The sequence below is a fragment of the Streptomyces cinnamoneus genome, assembly GCF_002939475.1.
Lineage (GTDB): Bacteria > Actinomycetota > Actinomycetes > Streptomycetales > Streptomycetaceae > Streptomyces > Streptomyces cinnamoneus_A.
In genome coordinates, this window is record NZ_PKFQ01000001.1 from 530,599 (window position 1) to 545,377 (window position 14,779).

The following is a 14,779-nucleotide window of genomic DNA, read 5'->3' on the forward strand; positions in this document are numbered from 1 at the left end:
GAAGCCCGGGCAGGAAAGGGGACCTCATGAGTACCGGGACACCGCTGCTGGTCGTCGGCGACGCCCTCCTCGACCGCGACCTGGTCGGCACGGCGGAACGCCTGGCCCCCGACGCGCCCGTGCCCGTGCTGGACGGCTGCCGGGAGCTGCTGCGCCCCGGCGGCGCGGCGCTGGCCGCCCTGCTGGCCGCCCGCGCGGGCCGGTCCGTCACGCTCGTCGCCCCCCTGGGCACGGACGCGGCGAGCCGGCAGGTGCGGGCGTTGCTCGAACCGCTGGTGACGCTGGTGACGCTGCCCCTGGACGGTCCGCTGCCGGAGAAGACCCGGGTGATGGCCGGCGGACGGCCGGTGGTGCGGCTCGACCAGGGCACGGGCCGGGCGGCGGGCCCCTGCGAGAGGGCCCTGCGGGCCGTGGCCGAGGCGCCCGCCGTGCTGGTGGCCGACTACGCGCGGGGCGCGGCCGAGGTCCTGCGGGAGGTGCTGGCCGCGTGCGCCCCGCACACGGCGCTGGTCTGGGACCCGCATCCGCGCGGCGGGCCCCCGGTGCCGGGGGCCCGGCTGGTGACGCCCACCGGGGAGGAGGCCCGGCGGTTCGCGGGCGACGGGGCGGCCGACGGCGACTCGCTCGGCGCGGTGGCCCGCACGGCGGCGGAGCTGGTGCGGCGCTGGCGGGCGGTGTCCGTGGCGGTGACCCTGGGCCGGCGCGGGGCGCTGCTGTGCCAGGGGGACGGTCCCCTGGTGGTGCCTGCCGCCTCCCAGCACTCGGGGGACGCGTGCGGCGCCGGGGACTGCTTCGCCGCCACGGCGGCCGGGCTGCTCGGCGACGGCGCCCTGCCGGCCGAGGCCGTCCAGGGGGCGGTGGCGGCGGCGACCCGGTACGTGGCCGAGGGCGGTGCGCGGACCGCCACCACGGGTCCCTCCTCCACCGCCGTGCCCGGCGTCCCGGTCCCGGAGGCCGACGCCCTGCACCTGGCGCGGCGGGTGCGGGCCGCCTCGGGCACGGTGGTCGCCGCGGGCGGCTGCTTCGACCTGCTGCACGCCGGGCACGTGAGCCTGCTCCAGCAGGCCCGGGGCCTCGGCGACTGCCTGATCGTGTGCCTGAACTCCGACGCCTCGGTGCGCCGGCGCAAGGGCGAGGGGCGGCCGTTCACCCCCTTGCGCGACCGGATCCGGGTGCTCCAGGCACTCCAGTGCGTCGACGCCGTCGCCGTGTTCGAGGAGGACACCCCCGAGGGGCTGCTCTCGCGGCTGCGCCCGCACGTCTGGGTCAAGGGCGGCGACTACGCCGTGGAGCAGCTTCCGGAGGCCGCTCAGCTCGCGTCCTGGGGCGGCCAGGCCGTGCTCCTGCCCTATCTCGACGGCCGCTCCAGCACGCTGCTGGCCACGCGGGCGGCGGCGGGCCTGGCCGCGGCGCGGCGCACCACCGCCCCGGCCGGCGCCTCCCCACCGGTGGAGCGGCGGTGACCGCGCCGGACGGCCGGCCCCGGCTGCTCGTCCTGCGGGCCCTGGGCCTGGGCGACCTGCTCGCCGCCGTGCCCGCGCTGCGGGCGCTGCGCGGGGCGTTCCCCGGGCACGAGCTGGTGCTCGCCGCGCCCCCGGAGCTGGCCCCGGCGGCCGCGGCCACGGGGGCCGTGGACCGGCTGCTGCCCGCCTGCGCCCCCGGCCGCGCGGTGCCCCGCGCGCTGGCGTGGCGCGGCCCGCCGCCGGAGGTCGCCGTCGACCTGCACGGCAACGGACCGCCCAGCCACCGGCTGCTGCTGGCGCTGCGGCCGGGCCGGCTGCTGGCCTTCGCCCACCCCGGCACGCCCTCGGTGGCCGGTCCCGCGTGGTGTCCGCACGAGCACGAGCGGGAGCGCTGGTGCCGACTGCTGCGGTCCTACGGCATCGCGGCCGACCCCACCGACCTGGCCCTGCCCCGTCCCGCCGGCACGTCGCCGGCGCCGGGCGCGGTGGTCCTGCACCCGGGTGCGGCCTCGGCGGCGCGCCGCTGGCCGGCCGACCGGTACGCGGCGGTGGCGCGGGGACTGCTGGAGCGGGGGCACCGGGTGGCCGTCACCGGCGGGCCGGGCGAGGACGCCCTGGTGGCCCGGGTGGCGGTGCCGGGGGCCGCCGCCTTCCCGGGGGGCCTTCCCTTCGGGGTCCTGTCCGCGCTGGTGGCCGGGGCGGGGGCCGTGGTCAGCGGCGACACGGGCGTGGCCCACCTGGCGGTGGCCCACGGCACCCGGAGCGTCACCCTCTTCGGCCCGGTGCCGCCCGCGCTGTGGGGCCCGCCGCCGTCGCCGCGCCACACGGCGCTGTGGCATCCGGGGCCGCCGGGGAACCCGCACGGGCGGCGGCCCGATCCGTTGCTGCTGCGCATCCGGCCCGAGGAGGTCCTCGCGGCCCTGGCCCGAGGGGAGGCCCCGGCCGGGTGAGCGCGCGGGCCCGCCCGCCGGGCGGTGCCACCGTGGAAGAAGAGACAGAAGGAAGGTGTTCCCCATGACCACCGCGAGCCCCGAACCCGATACGCCGCGCACTCCGGGCCAGGAGGGCGGCGTACCGCCGACCGAGACCCCGCCTGGCGAGGACAGCACCGCCGGCGCGGGCCCCCGGGAGACGTACAACCCGACGCGCGGCTGGGCGAAGGGGCCGGTCATCGCGATCGGCGCCCTCGTCGTGGTGTTCGCCGTGACCGTCATCATCTGGGCCGCGCTCGTCGCCATGTGACCGGGCTCCGGCCGCGGGCCCGGGCCCGCGGCCGGCCGGCTCAGGCTGCGGTCTGGAAGGCCGCCTCGGGCGCGAGGACCGGCGCGGGGCGCCGGGCCGCGGTGCGCCGGCGGCGGTGGGCGAGGGCGCCCGCGCCGATCACGCCCACGATGAGGGCGCCGCCGAGGACCAGTGCGCCGCGCTCGCCCGCGCCCTGGACCAGCAGGCCCAGCAGCGGCGGGCCGGCGAGGCCCCAGGCCGTGCTGACGCTGCGCCAGACGCCGAGGACGCGGCCGCGCATGTGGGCGGGCGGGTCGGTCTGGAGCACGGTCGTCGTCGCGGTGTCGGAGACCGACTCCACGATGGCCATCGGCACGACCATGACCAGCAGCATCAGCAGGACGGGGCTGAGGCCCGCCACGATCTGGAGCAGGGCCCCCGCCGCGGCCAGCAGGGCCACCAGCCGGACGGTCGGCCTGCGCAGCCGGCCCGCCACGACGGCTCCCGCGATGCCGCCGACGGCGAGGAGGGCCGAGACCAGGCCGTAGGCGCCGGCGCCGCCGTGCAGCGGGCCGGTGACCAGGGTGGCCAGGGTGAGCTGGTAGTTGCGGCCCAGGACGGCGCTGACCGCGGCGATCACCGCGAGCGCCACGAGGCTGCGGCGGCTGAGGAAGAACGCCAGGCCACCGCGCCCGTCCTCGGCGGCGGCGCCGCGCGGGCGGGCCGCCGCGGCCAGGGCCTCCTCGCGAGCGTGCGGCTGGAGGCGCAGGAACGGGATCACAGCGGTCACGAACAGGAACGAGACGCCGTTGACCGCGTAGGCGCCGGCCGTGCCGACGGTGGCGATGCCCACCGCGGCCAGGGCGGTGCCGGCCAGACGTCCGGCGCTGTGCACGACGGACCCCAGGGCGATCGCCGAGGGCACGTCCTTCTCGGGGACGAGGTCGTTGCCGAGCAGCGCCGTCGCCGGGCCGTCCACGGTGGCGATCAGGCCGGTGATGCCGGCGAGGACCATCAGCACCGGCACATTGAGCGCGCCGAAGGCCACGAGCAGGGCGGTGGCGAAGGCCACGGCGGCCAGCAGGGCCTGGCTCACGGCCGCGGTGACCTTGCGGGGCCAGCGGTCCACGACGGCGCCGCCGAGCAGTCCGAAGAGCAGGCCGGGAGCGGCCTGGACCGACAGGGACAGGCCCGTGGTCGCGGCCGAGCCGGTGAGCTGGAGGACCAGTAGGTTCTGCACCGTGAGCTGCATCCAGGTGCCGAGGTTCGACACGAGGTTGGCCGCGGACCACCAGCGCATGCTGCGGCTGCGCAGGCAGCGCCAGGGGGACCGGTCCTCAGCCGCGGCGTTCTTGCGGCGGCCGAGCAGACCGCGCACCGGCCGCGCGGCGGGCGCGGCGGCGGAGTCGGGCGTGGCAGGGGCGACGGAGGAAGGGCGCAAGGATCCGGTCCGGGGGTAGGGGAAGCGGCTGGGCCGGCACGTCGCGCCTCGGGCGGGCCGGGGGCGGTCCGCGGGTCCTGGCGTCGAGAACCCCGCCGGGTGCGTCACCCAGGGCGGGGGCCGGGAAGAACACCGGGACGCGACGCCCCTGGGCGGGGGTCGCTTCCGGCGTCCATGTCATCGTCACAAGCGCTTCCCGGCGTTGAGAAGTTCGCGCGCTGTGCGGTCGGTCACCCTCCCCCGCCGCTCCTTGCCGGTACGGGCGGCGGGGGCGGAGTGGTGGGGTGGGTCACACGGCCCGGCGGCTCAGCCGGGCTGCTGGTTGAACCGGTGGGCGGCGCGGTCGTTCAGCCGGGTGAGCCGGTTCAGCACGGCGGAGTCGATCCTGCGGGCGGCGACGCGGCCGGGCACGTCGTGCTCGGGCGCGGTCCCGCCGCCGGGCAGCAGCCGGGCGCCCAGGGCCAGGAGCCGGGCCGTGGTGGCGGGGGCGACGCCGTGGAACCGCACCGCCGCCTTGGCGACGGGGCTGAGCACGGCCTCCGGCCGGCGCCGCTCGGCGGCCGTGACGACGGCGCGGGCCGCCCGCTCGGCGTCCATGGACAGCACCGGGAGTCCCGCCGCCGCGGCGAACCAGGCGTACTCCCTGCCGGGCTGGCCGCTGAACCGGGCGGCGGTGTGCGAGCCGGTGCGCATCAGGCCCGGCAGGACGGTCGTGACGCTGATGCCGTCGGCCGCCAGCTCGGCACGCAGCCCCTCGGACAGTCCGGCGGCCGCGAACTTGGCGCCGGCGTAGGGCAGCAGATGGGGGGCGGCGACGCGGCCGCCGAGGGAGCTGATGGTGACGATCCGCCCCTCGCCGCGGGCCCGCATGGCCGGCAGCGCGGCCATCACGAGGCGCAGGGGGGCGAAGTACATGGTCTCCATGGCGCTGCGGAAGTCCGCCTCGGCCATCGCGGAGAGGGGCCCCACCTGGATCTCGCCCGCGTTGTTCACCAGGACGTCCAGGGAGCCGAACGCGGCCTCGGTCGCCTCCACGAGCCGCCCGGGTGCCTGCTCGTCGGTGATGTCGCAGGCCAGGGAGCGGACGTCCGCTCCCTCCTCGCGCAGCATCCGCTCGGCGCGGGCGAGCTCGTCGTCGTCGCGGGCGCAGAGCATGACGCGGCACCCCCGACGGGTCAGCTCCCGGGCGATGAGCAGGCCGAGGCCGCGGGAGGACCCGGTCACGAGCGCGGCACGGCCGGTCAGGCCGTCGTGGGACGAGCGGGGCATGGGCCCACCTCCTAGCTCTGGAGTCAGTGTCACCCGGGCGGGCGGCCGCCGCCGCTCGGGGCGGGGCCGGCGCCCGGCCGTCACGGTGGGTGCGCGGTCGTCGCCGGCTGCTGCGGGGCGGCGTTTCGGGGGAGGTTCCCCGGGTACGTTCTCCGACTCATCCGGCGACGAAAGGTCCTGCGATGTCCCAGCGCAAACCCGCCCTGCGTCCGGTCGTCTGGCAGCCGCCGCCCCGCCCCGCCCGGGCCCGCGCCCGCTACGGACCGGACCCGCTGCCGCCGGTGCGCCGGCTGCCGCTCGGCGCGAGCGGCCCCGAGGACGTCCGCGTCGACGCGGAGGGAAGGGTGCTGACCGGTGTGTCGGACGGGCGGGTGCTCGGCGTGGACCCGGTGGGGGGCCGGGTGCGTACGGTCGCCGACACCGGGGGACGGCCGCTGGGCCTGTGCCCGCTGCCCGACGGGCGGCTGCTGGTGTGTGACGCGGAGCGCGGGCTGCTGCGGGTCGAGCCGGGGTCCGGACGGGTCGAACGGCTGCTGCGGGAGGTGGCCGGAACGCCGCTGGGAGTGTGCAGCAACGCCGTGACGACGGCCGACGGCACCGTGTACGTCAGTGACGCCAGCCGGCGTTTCCCGCTCGCCCACTGGATGGGCGACCTGCTGGAGCACTCCGGCACCGGCCGCCTCGTCCGCTGGGAGCCCGCCACCGGCGACGCCCAAGTGGTGCTCGACGGGCTGCACTTCGCCAACGGGGTCGCCCTGGCGTCCGACGGCTCGTTCGTCGTGGTCGCCGAGACCGGTGCCTACCGGCTGCGCCGCCTGTGGCTGACGGGTCCGAAGGCGGGGGCCGACGACGTCTTCGCCGCGAACCTGCCCGGATTCCCGGACAACCTGTCGACCGGTCCCGGCGGCCTGATCTGGGTGGCGATGGCCGCGCCCAGGGATCCCGTGCTCGATCTGCTGCACCGTACGCGTCCGGGCCTGCGCCGCGCCCTGTGGGCCCTGCCGTCCGCGCTGCTCCCCGGGCCGCGCCGCACCGCCTGGGCGATCGCCCTGGACGCCGACGGGCGGGTGGTGCGGGACCTCCAGCGGCCGGGGCGCGGCTACCACATGGTGACCAGCGTGTGCGAACACGCCGGCGGGCTGTACCTGGGGAGCCTGGTGGAGTCCTCACTGGGCGTCGTGCCCCTGGAGAAGGCGGGCTGACCCGTCCTCAGCCGGGGGCGCCAGGCCGTGTCCGGCACTCGCCCGTACGGCCGCAGGCGGGTCCCCATCCCTGCGTGCGCCGCACGGCAGCGGGTACACGTCGCGCATGCGCACCATGGTGAGTTCCTGGGACCGGTCCCTCTTCCAGCAGGTCGCGGCGCGGCACTGGCCGGGGGGTGACCGGGTGCTGCCGAAGCTGTCACGCGGTGCCGACCACGGGGTGCTGTGGTTCGGCGTGGCCACGGGGGCGGCGCTGCTGGGCGGGCGGTCCGCGCGGCGGGCCGCGCTGCGCGGCGTGGCGTCGCTGGCGGTCGCCTCGGCGACGGTCAACACGCTGGGCAAGCGGTCCGTGCGGCGCGTCAGGCCGGTGCTGGACGTCGTACCGACGATCCGGCACCTGGCCCGGCAGCCGTTCACCACCTCCTTCCCGTCGGGGCACGCCGCCTCGGCCGCCGCGTTCACCACGGGCGTCGCGCTGGAGAACCCGGCCTGGGGCCTGGCCCTGGTGCCGCTCGCCGCCTCCGTGTGCTTCTCCCGCGTCTACACCGGTGTGCACTACCCCGGGGACGTCGTGGCGGGGGCGCTGCTCGGGGTGGGCGCGGCGTTCGCGGTGCGCGGGGTGGCACCGACCCGCTCCCAGCTCGCTCCCCCGGCGAGGCCGCGCGCGGAGGCCCCGGCGCTGCCGGGCGGCAGGGGCCTGGTGGTGGTCGTGAGCCGGGGTTCGGGGCAGCGGGCGGCGTCCCGGCCCGACCCGGTCCCGGGAATCCGCGCGGTCCTGCCCGACGCGAAGATCGTCGAGTGCTCCGAGGGCGACTCGCCGGCGGACGTGCTGGAGCGGGCCGCCGCCGCTGCCGGCGGCGGGGCGCTCGGCGTGTTCGGCGGCGACGGCACCGTCAACGCGGCGGCGGCCGTCGCCCGGCGGCACGGGCTGCCGCTGGCCGTGCTGCCGGGCGGCACCTACAACCACTTCGCCCACGACCTCGGCATCGAGTCGGTCGCCGACACGGCGCGTGCCGTGGAGACGGGCGAGGCCGTGGCCGTCGACCTGGTGCGCGTCGACGGCCTCCGTTTCCTCAACACCTTCAGCATCGGCGCCTACCCCGACCTGGTCCGGGTGCGGGAGCGGTGGGCCCACCGGATCGGCGCCTGGCCGGCCGGCGTGCTGGCCGCCGTGCACGTCCTGCGCACCGCGCAGCCCGTACCCGTGCGGGTCGACGGCCGCAAGCGGCGGCTGTGGATGCTCTTCGCCGGCAACTGCGTCTACCGGGGGCTGGGGGTCGCCCCGGTGCGCCGGCACGACCTGGCGGACGGGGTGCTGGACGTCCGCATGATCCGCGGCGGTCGGCTGGCCCGGACGCGCCTGCTGACGGCGGCGCTCACCGGCGGGCTCCGGCATTCGCCGGTGCTGCGGACGGCACGGGTGCGGCGGCTGCGCGTGGAGGACGTCCCGGCCGGCACGCACATGGCCTACGACGGCGAAGTGGCCCCGGCGCCGCGCTCGCTGACGCTGGAGAAGGAGAACGAGGCGCTGGTGGTCTACCGCCTGCCCGACTGACGGCGTGGACGGCGGGGGTCAGTCCTTGCCGTAGCGCATCCGCGCCCAGCCCGGCAGGGCGAACCAGCACAGCAGGAACCACACGAGCAGGCCCACGACCACCCAGGGCACGGCGGCGTTGTGCAGGGTCACGCGCAGGATGAGCAGCAGGGCCGAGACGACCGTGGCCAGGAGCAGGACGACGCCGGCCAGGGTCAGCCGGGAGACCCAGACGACGGTCTCGGGTTTGAGCCGCCGTCCCGTGACGATGCGGTGGAAGGAGACGGGGCCGATGAGGGCGCCGGTGGTCGCGGCGCCCAGCACGACGGTGATCACGTAGATGATCCGGTCGGTGTCCCCGAGGGTGGCGAAGCGCGGGGTGAAGGCGACGGTCAGCAGGAAGCCGAAGAGGACCTGCACCCCCGTCTGGGCCACCCGCACCTCCTGGAGCAGCTCGGCCCAGCGGCGGTCGGCCCGCTCCTCCTGTGACTCGTCCCGTCCGTGGCGCTCCGCGTTCATGGTGTCTCCTCCGGTGCGCCGAGTACCCCCTGGGTGCGGCGGTATGCGGTGCGGCGAGCGCGACGGGCCGGAAGGGAGGACACTGTAAGCGCTAGGCCGTATTCGATGTGGGCAGGCGCTGGCTGGAGGTGATGACCATGTTGCCGCTGCTCCTGGTCCTGCTTCTCGTGGTGATTCTTTTCGGCGCGGGTTTCGCAGTGAAGATCCTTTGGTGGATCGCCCTCGTCGTGCTGGTCCTGTGGCTGATCGGGTTCGTCGCCCGTTCGGGCGGAGGCCGTTGGTACCGCTGGTAGCCCGCCGCCCGGACCGTGAGCCGGGCGTCGGTTCGGAGGTGGTGGAATGGCCCGTTCCAGGACCTGAGACGACCGGGCCGGCCTGTTCGCCCCGTGCGGGCGGACCTCATTCCACGCGGGCGAACGGGCTGGCGTCCAGGTCGGCCAGGAGCGCGGCGGGGTCGCGGTAGACGGCGACCGCGCCCGCGCTCTCTAGTTCGGCTCTGCCGATGCCGCCGGAGAGCAGCGCGACGCAGTCGACGCCCGCGGCGCGGGCGGCCTGCACGTCCCACACCGTGTCGCCGACGAACAGCGCGCGCTCCGGCGGCGCTTCGGCTTGTTCGAGTGCCTGGACCACGGCGTCGGGCGCGGGTTTGCTCGCGTCCACGTCGTCGGCGCTCGTGGCGGCGTGGATCGCGTCGTCGGCGCCGATCGCCCGGCGCAGCGCCTCCAGCTCGACGCCCTGGGCCGAGGTGGCCAGGACGACGCGCCAGCCCCGGTCGGCGAGCGCGCGCAGCAGCTCGGCCGCGCCCTCCAGCGCCGGCAGGCGGTCGAAGTAGGTGGCGTAGACGGCCTTGTGGGCCGCGCTGACGGCCTCGTCCCCGGAGCGGTCGCGGTCCTCACCGAGCAGCCGGTCGATCAGACGGCCCGACCCCATGCCGACGGTGTGGTGGATGTCGGTCATGGTGACGCGGTGGCCGGCCTGGTGGAACGCCTCCCACCAGCTGACGGCGTGGAGGTAGTTGGTGTCCACGAGCGTGCCGTCCACGTCGAAGACGGCCGCCCGCGGGCGGGCGGGCCGGGCCGGGGTGCTCATGTCGTCGTACGCCGTCACGGGGTGTGCCTCACGGGGTCAGTAGGGTCTTGATCATGCCGTCCTCCTTGGCCTGGAAGGCCTTGTAGGCCTTCGGGCCCTCCTCCAGCGGCAGGATGTGCGTGGCGAAGCCCTGCACGCCGAGGGGGTCGGCGTCGTCGAGCAGCGGGAGGATGTCGTCGACCCAGCGGCGCACGTTGGCCTGTCCCATCCGGAGCTGGATCTGCTTGTCGAACAGGGTCATCATCGGCAGCGGGTCGGCCATGCCGCCGTAGACGCCGGCGAGGGAGACCGTGCCACCCCGGCGCACCGCCTCGATCGCGGTGTAGAGGGCGGCCATGCGGTCGACGCCGGCGTGGTCCATGAGCTTCTGCGCGAGCGCGTCCGGCAGCAGTCCGACGAACTGGTGGGCCGCCTGGGCGAGCGGTGCCCCGTGCGCCTCCATGCCGACCGCGTCGACGACGGCGTCCGTCCCCCTGCCGCCGGTCAGCTCCCGGACGGCGGCGACGAGGTCCTTGCCGTGCTCCCGCAGGTCCAGCGTGGTCACGCCCCTGGCTCGGGCGCGCTCCAGCCGCTCGGGGACCAGGTCCACGCCGATGACCTGCCCGGCCCCGCGGTGGAGGGCGACGCGCGCGGCCATGTCGCCGATCGGCCCGAGGCCGAGGACGGTCAGGCTGCCGCCCGCCGGTACCGCGGCGTACTCGACGGCCTGCCAGGCGGTCGGCAGGACGTCCGAGAGGTAGACGAACCGCTCGTCGGGCGGCCCGTGGGGCACCTTGACCGGGAGGGTGTCCCCGAAGGGCACCCGCAGGAACTGGGCCTGGCCGCCGGGCACCTGCCCGTAGAGCTTGCTGTACCCGAACAGCGCGGCGCCCTTGCCGCGCTCGCGGACCTGCGTGGTCTCGCACTGCGAGTGCAGACCCTGGCCGCACATGAAGCAGGTGCCGCAGGAGACGTTGAACGGCACGACGACCCGGTCGCCGGGGACGAGGGAGGTCACCTCCGGGCCCACCTCCTCGACGATCCCCATCGGTTCGTGACCGAGGACGTCACCGGGGTCGAGGTAGGGGCCGAGCAGCTCGTAGAGGTGGAGGTCCGAGCCGCAGACGCCGGTGGACGTGACGCGGACGATCACGTCCGTGGGCAGCTCCAGCTTCGGGTCGGGCACGGTCTCCACGCGGACGTCCCGCCTTCCGTGCCAGGTCAGGGCTCGCACACCGCTCTCCTTCCGGCACGGGTCGCGGGGGACGGGGTGGGCCCGGGACCGGGCAGGGGGCCCGGCGGCGGCAGCGGGTCGGGGCCGGGCGGCGGGGGCGGCGGCGGACGGTCCGGACCGGGCTGCGGGGGCGCGGGCGGCACCGGGTCGGGGCCGCCGGGACCGGGCGCCGGGGTGGGCTCGGGAGGTACCGGGTCGGGTGGAGTCGTCAGCTGGTGCATCCCCATCCTCGTGAGTCGGTGCGGGACCGGCCGTTCCGGCCGGCCGGCGGTCCTTCGCGGGGCCGGCGGCGGGCGGCGGGGGCGGCACGGTCCGCGCCCTGCCACGCTGGCACGACCGCCCGGCCGCCGCCCGGCACGCGTACTCCATCCGGCCCCGGGAGACGCCGCGTCCCGGGTACCCGGGCCCCGGGCCGCAAAACCGGGCGAGGGGTCCGCCGGCCGCCCGGACGGCCGGGTTTGCCCCCGGCCGGGGTGGTTACCCGTCCGGTGCCGGCACACGCCGCACGCGGACGAGGAGGCGTCACCGCCATGACCGAGTACGGCTACTTCCTGTCCTGTGAGGAGAACACCCCGAAGGACCTCGTCGAGCAGGCGAGGATGGCGGAGGACGCCGGGTTCACCTCGCTGTGGATCTCCGACCACTTCCATCCGTGGTGCGAGGCGCAGGGCCAGAGCCCGTTCGTGTGGTCGGTGATCGGCGCGTTGGCGCGGGCCACCTCGCTGCCGGTCCAGACGGCTGTGACCTGCCCGACCCTGCGCATGCACCCGGTGATCACGGCGCAGGCCGCCGCGACCAGCGCGGCGCTGCTGGGCGAGGGCCGCTTCCGGCTCGGGGTGGGCAGCGGCGAAGCGCTCAACGAGCACGTCCTCGGCGACCGCTGGCCCCCGGCGGCCGTGCGGCTGGAGATGCTCGAAGAGGCCGTCCACGTGATGCGCCGGCTCTTCGAGGGCGGCCGGGTCGACCACCGGGGCAGGCACTACACCGTCGAGAACGCCCGGCTGTACACGCTGCCCGGCGAACCGGTGCCCGTCGACGTCTCGGCCTTCGGCCCGGCGGCCCTGGAGCTGGCCGGCAGGATCGGCGACGGGCTGGTGGCGATCAAGCCGGAGAAGCAGGCCGTGGACGGCTTCCGCTCCCACGGCGGCGCCGGGAAGCCGGTCTTCGGCGGGGTGAAGGTGTGCTGGGGCCGGGACCGCGAGGCCGCCATCGACCTGGCGCACCGGAGGTGGGCGGTGGAACAGCTGCCGGGCGAACTGAACCAGGTGCTGCCGACGCCGGCCCACTTCGAGCAGGCCGCGCAGCTGGTGCCGCGCGAGACGGTGGCCCGGAACGTGACGTGCGGGGACGACGTGGACGCCCACGTGGCGACCCTGCGGGAGTTCGCCGACGCCGGCTTCGACCGCGTCCACGTGAGCCAGATCGGCCCCGACCAGCGGGGCTTCTTCGACTTCTACCGCGCCGAGGTGCTGCCCCGGCTGGTCTCCTGACGACACCCCTAGGTCTCCTCCTCCCTAGGGCTCCCGAAGGGTCACCCGGAGCGGTCACCCGGCCGGACGGGTTCCCGTAACACCCGGCCGACGGGGTACGGCCGGATGGCGCAGGCGGTGTTTGCCCCCACGTGATCGCGGCTAGGACACCAGGCGCCCCGCCGACCGCCGGCAGGACTCGCAACGGTGCGGTCGCAGGGCCACGTCCGGCCCTGGGAGAGGCGATGCCGCAGTTGGAGCACCGGCCCCGCGTCCAGCCGGCCGGGAGCACGGAGAACCGTCCGACGGCCCTGGGCGGCAGGCTCCTGACGTACCTGACCACCACCGATCACAAGACGATCGGCAACATGTACCTGGTGACCGCATTCGGTTTCTTCCTGCTGGGCGGTCTGCTGGCGATGGTCATGCGCGCGGAGCTGGCGCGGCCGGGGCTCCAGATCGTCTCGGCCGACCAGTACAACCAGTTGGTCACCATTCACGGCACCGTCATGATGCTGCTGTTCGCCACCCCGATGTTCGCGGGGTTCGCCAACGCCGTCATGCCCCTGCAGATCGGGGCCCCCGACGTCGCCTTCCCCCGCCTCAACGCCCTGACGTACTGGCTGTTCCTCTTCGGCGGCCTGATCGTGGTCTCGGGCTTCCTCACCCCCGGCGGCGCGGCGTCCTTCGGCTGGTTCGCCTACGCCCCGCTCAACAGCGCGGTCCGCACGCCCGGCGCGGGCGGTGACCTCTGGGCGATGGGACTGGTCGTCGCCGGCCTCAGCACCACGCTGGGGTCGGTGAACTTCATCGCCACCATCGTCACCCTGCGCGCGCCCGGAATGACGATGTTCCGCATGCCGGTCTTCACGTGGAACATCCTCTTCACGTCGATCCTCGCGCTGCTGGCCTTCCCGGTGCTGACCGCCGCACTGCTCGCCCTGGAGGCGGACCGGAAGTTCGGCGCCCACGTCTTCGACGCGGCCAACGGCGGGGCGGTGCTCTGGCAGCACCTGTTCTGGTTCTTCGGCCACCCCGAGGTCTACATCGTCGCGCTGCCCTTCTTCGGCGTGATCACGGAGATCATTCCGGTCTTCAGCCGCAAGCCGGTCTTCGGCTACGCCGGGATGGTGGGCGCGACCATCGCCATCACCATGCTGTCGGCCAGCGTGTGGGCGCACCACATGTTCGCCACCGGCGCGGTGCTGCTGCCGTTCTTCTCCCTGATGTCCTTCCTGATCGCGGTGCCCACAGGGGTGAAGTTCTTCAACTGGATCGGCACCATGTCGCGGGGGAGCATCTCCTTCGAGACCCCCATGCTGTGGGCCGTCGGCTTTCTCGTCACCTTCCTGCTGGGCGGCCTCAGCGGCGTGCTCATCGCCTCGCCCCCGCTGGACTTCCAGGTCACCGACTCGTACTTCGTCGTGGCTCACCTGCACTACGTGCTCTTCGGGACGGTCGTCTTCGCGATGTTCGGCGGCTTCTATTTCTGGTGGCCGAAGTGGACGGGGCGCATGCTGGACGAGCGGCTGGGCAAGGTGCACTTCGCGACGCTGTTCGCCGGTTTCCAGATCACCTTCCTGGTGCAGCACTGGCTGGGCGAGTCGGGCATGCCCCGGCGGTACGCCGACTACCTCGCCGCCGACGGCTTCACCACGCTGAACACCGTCTCCTCCATCGGGGCGTTCCTCCTCGGGCTCTCCACGCTGCCGTTCCTGTACAACGTCTGGCACACCGCGCGCCACGCGCCGAAGGTGGACCGCGACGATCCGTGGGGGTTCGGCCGGTCGCTGGAGTGGGCGACGTCCTGCCCGCCGCCCCGCCACAACTTCGTCACGCTGCCCCAGGTGCGGTCCGACTCCCCCGCCTTCGACCTGCACCACCCGGAGGCGGCACCCCAGCCCCTGCCCGCCGCGCCGGGCGGGGCGGAGCCCGGGCCCGCCGCCGGCCCGCGAGAGGAGGGGCGTTCATGAAAACCGAGGCATGGCTGTTCGCGGGGGTCGCCGGCTTCTTCCTGGTCACCGACGCCGTCTATGCCGGGCTCACGGTGGAGCCGGCCGGCACGGCGGCCCTGACGGTGTCGTTCCTGATGGCCTCGGTCATCTCGTTCTTCTGCGGGGTGAACCACCGTCGCCGCGGGCCGCGCCCGGAGGACCGCAAGGACGCCCTGGTGGCCGAGCGCGCGGGACGGCTGGACTTCTTCCCGCCGCACAGCCCCTACCCCGTGCTCACCGCGGCCGGCATCGCCCTCGTCGCGCTGGGCGTCGTGTACGGCCTGTGGCTGTTCCTGACGGCCGCGGGGGTGCTCCTCGCCGGCGTCCTCGGCCTGGTGTTCCAGTACGTCCAGCGCGCGGAGTGA

Annotated in this window: 14 protein-coding genes; 9 read left to right on the forward strand and 5 right to left on the reverse strand. The window is 75.6% G+C overall.

Translation table 11 applies throughout. The features are described 5' to 3' along the window. Positions 1–26 precede the first annotated feature (26 nt). The 3 genes from CYQ11_RS02510 to CYQ11_RS02520 all read left to right on the forward strand — a co-directional run bounded on the left by CYQ11_RS02510 (position 27) and on the right by CYQ11_RS02520 (position 2,705). On the forward strand, positions 27–1,463 hold the full coding sequence (locus CYQ11_RS02510) for a PfkB family carbohydrate kinase (RefSeq protein WP_099198774.1): 1,437 nt from the start codon (positions 27–29) through the stop codon (positions 1,461–1,463). Beyond that, a complete protein-coding gene (locus tag CYQ11_RS02515; protein ID WP_099198775.1) occupies positions 1,460–2,413 on the forward strand; it encodes a glycosyltransferase family 9 protein in 954 nt (317 codons plus the stop codon). The genes CYQ11_RS02510 and CYQ11_RS02515 overlap by 4 nt, the downstream gene beginning before the upstream one ends. A 64-nt stretch (positions 2,414–2,477) precedes the next feature. Then, positions 2,478–2,705, forward strand: a complete 228-nt coding sequence (locus tag CYQ11_RS02520; RefSeq protein ID WP_099198776.1) for a DUF6480 family protein — start codon at positions 2,478–2,480, stop codon at positions 2,703–2,705. Positions 2,706–2,745: 40 nt separating this feature from the next. On the opposite strand, the gene CYQ11_RS02525 is transcribed toward CYQ11_RS02520, so the two are convergent. Both CYQ11_RS02525 and CYQ11_RS02530 read right to left on the reverse strand, forming a co-directional pair. Further along, the gene (locus CYQ11_RS02525) at positions 2,746–4,125 is read right to left on the reverse strand and encodes an MFS transporter (protein ID WP_104650948.1); all 1,380 of its coding nucleotides are present in this window, start codon (positions 4,123–4,125) and stop codon (positions 2,746–2,748) included. Between the two features lie 306 nt (positions 4,126–4,431). Further along, positions 4,432–5,394 (reverse strand): SDR family NAD(P)-dependent oxidoreductase, encoded by a 963-nt coding sequence (locus CYQ11_RS02530; RefSeq protein WP_099198873.1) that lies wholly within the window; start codon positions 5,392–5,394, stop codon positions 4,432–4,434. 182 nt (positions 5,395–5,576) lie between these two features. Here CYQ11_RS02530 and CYQ11_RS02535 point away from each other — a divergent pair, with 182 nt between their 5' ends. Both CYQ11_RS02535 and CYQ11_RS02540 read left to right on the forward strand, forming a co-directional pair. Next, the gene (locus CYQ11_RS02535) at positions 5,577–6,596 is read left to right on the forward strand and encodes an SMP-30/gluconolactonase/LRE family protein (protein WP_099198874.1); all 1,020 of its coding nucleotides are present in this window, start codon (positions 5,577–5,579) and stop codon (positions 6,594–6,596) included. 106 nt (positions 6,597–6,702) lie between these two features. Next, the gene (locus CYQ11_RS02540) at positions 6,703–8,151 is read left to right on the forward strand and encodes a bifunctional phosphatase PAP2/diacylglycerol kinase family protein (protein ID WP_099198875.1); all 1,449 of its coding nucleotides are present in this window, start codon (positions 6,703–6,705) and stop codon (positions 8,149–8,151) included. A gap of 18 nt (positions 8,152–8,169) precedes the next feature. Here CYQ11_RS02540 and CYQ11_RS02545 read toward each other — a convergent pair whose 3' ends face one another. Continuing rightward, on the reverse strand, positions 8,170–8,649 hold the full coding sequence (locus tag CYQ11_RS02545; RefSeq protein ID WP_099198876.1) for a DUF6328 family protein: 480 nt from the start codon (positions 8,647–8,649) through the stop codon (positions 8,170–8,172). A 137-nt stretch (positions 8,650–8,786) separates the two neighbouring features. Between CYQ11_RS02545 and CYQ11_RS02550 the strand changes: the two genes are divergently transcribed. Further along, entirely contained in the window at positions 8,787–8,942 is a 156-nt protein-coding gene (locus CYQ11_RS02550; protein WP_099199036.1) for a DUF5670 family protein, read from the forward strand. A 106-nt stretch (positions 8,943–9,048) separates the two neighbouring features. On the opposite strand, the gene CYQ11_RS02555 is transcribed toward CYQ11_RS02550, so the two are convergent. Together CYQ11_RS02555 and CYQ11_RS02560 are read right to left on the reverse strand one after the other, a co-directional pair. Next, the gene (locus tag CYQ11_RS02555) at positions 9,049–9,738 is read right to left on the reverse strand and encodes an HAD family hydrolase (protein WP_099199037.1); all 690 of its coding nucleotides are present in this window, start codon (positions 9,736–9,738) and stop codon (positions 9,049–9,051) included. Between the two features lie 28 nt (positions 9,739–9,766). Next, positions 9,767–10,951 (reverse strand): zinc-dependent alcohol dehydrogenase, encoded by a 1,185-nt coding sequence (locus CYQ11_RS02560; RefSeq protein WP_099198877.1) that lies wholly within the window; start codon positions 10,949–10,951, stop codon positions 9,767–9,769. 530 nt (positions 10,952–11,481) lie between these two features. On the opposite strand from CYQ11_RS02560, the gene CYQ11_RS02570 reads away from it, so the two are divergent. The 3 genes from CYQ11_RS02570 (at position 11,482) to CYQ11_RS02580 (ending at position 14,779) form a co-directional block, all read left to right on the forward strand. Continuing rightward, positions 11,482–12,441, forward strand: a complete 960-nt coding sequence (locus CYQ11_RS02570) for a TIGR03557 family F420-dependent LLM class oxidoreductase (protein WP_099198879.1) — start codon at positions 11,482–11,484, stop codon at positions 12,439–12,441. A 224-nt stretch (positions 12,442–12,665) separates the two neighbouring features. After that, complete coding sequence (gene ctaD / locus CYQ11_RS02575; RefSeq protein WP_099198880.1) at positions 12,666–14,393, forward strand: aa3-type cytochrome oxidase subunit I; 1,728 nt, start codon at positions 12,666–12,668, stop codon at positions 14,391–14,393. Then, entirely contained in the window at positions 14,390–14,779 is a 390-nt protein-coding gene (locus CYQ11_RS02580; RefSeq protein ID WP_099198881.1) for a cytochrome c oxidase subunit 4, read from the forward strand. Before ctaD ends, CYQ11_RS02580 begins: the two co-directional genes overlap by 4 nt.

Coding starts and splice junctions, on each gene's coding strand:
- CYQ11_RS02570 (WP_099198879.1), top strand. CDS start 11,482: ATGACCGAGTACGGCTACTTCCTGTCCTGTGAGGAGAACACCCCGAAG.
- CYQ11_RS02520 (WP_099198776.1), top strand. CDS start 2,478: ATGACCACCGCGAGCCCCGAACCCGATACGCCGCGCACTCCGGGCCAG.
- CYQ11_RS02510 (WP_099198774.1), top strand. CDS start 27: ATGAGTACCGGGACACCGCTGCTGGTCGTCGGCGACGCCCTCCTCGAC.
- CYQ11_RS02540 (WP_099198875.1), top strand. CDS start 6,703: ATGCGCACCATGGTGAGTTCCTGGGACCGGTCCCTCTTCCAGCAGGTC.
- CYQ11_RS02555 (WP_099199037.1), bottom strand. CDS start 9,738: ATGAGCACCCCGGCCCGGCCCGCCCGCCCGCGGGCGGCCGTCTTCGAC.
- CYQ11_RS02545 (WP_099198876.1), bottom strand. CDS start 8,649: ATGAACGCGGAGCGCCACGGACGGGACGAGTCACAGGAGGAGCGGGCC.
- CYQ11_RS02580 (WP_099198881.1), top strand. CDS start 14,390: ATGAAAACCGAGGCATGGCTGTTCGCGGGGGTCGCCGGCTTCTTCCTG.
- CYQ11_RS02535 (WP_099198874.1), top strand. CDS start 5,577: ATGTCCCAGCGCAAACCCGCCCTGCGTCCGGTCGTCTGGCAGCCGCCG.
- CYQ11_RS02530 (WP_099198873.1), bottom strand. CDS start 5,394: ATGCCCCGCTCGTCCCACGACGGCCTGACCGGCCGTGCCGCGCTCGTG.
- ctaD (WP_099198880.1), top strand. CDS start 12,666: ATGCCGCAGTTGGAGCACCGGCCCCGCGTCCAGCCGGCCGGGAGCACG.
- CYQ11_RS02550 (WP_099199036.1), top strand. CDS start 8,787: ATGTTGCCGCTGCTCCTGGTCCTGCTTCTCGTGGTGATTCTTTTCGGC.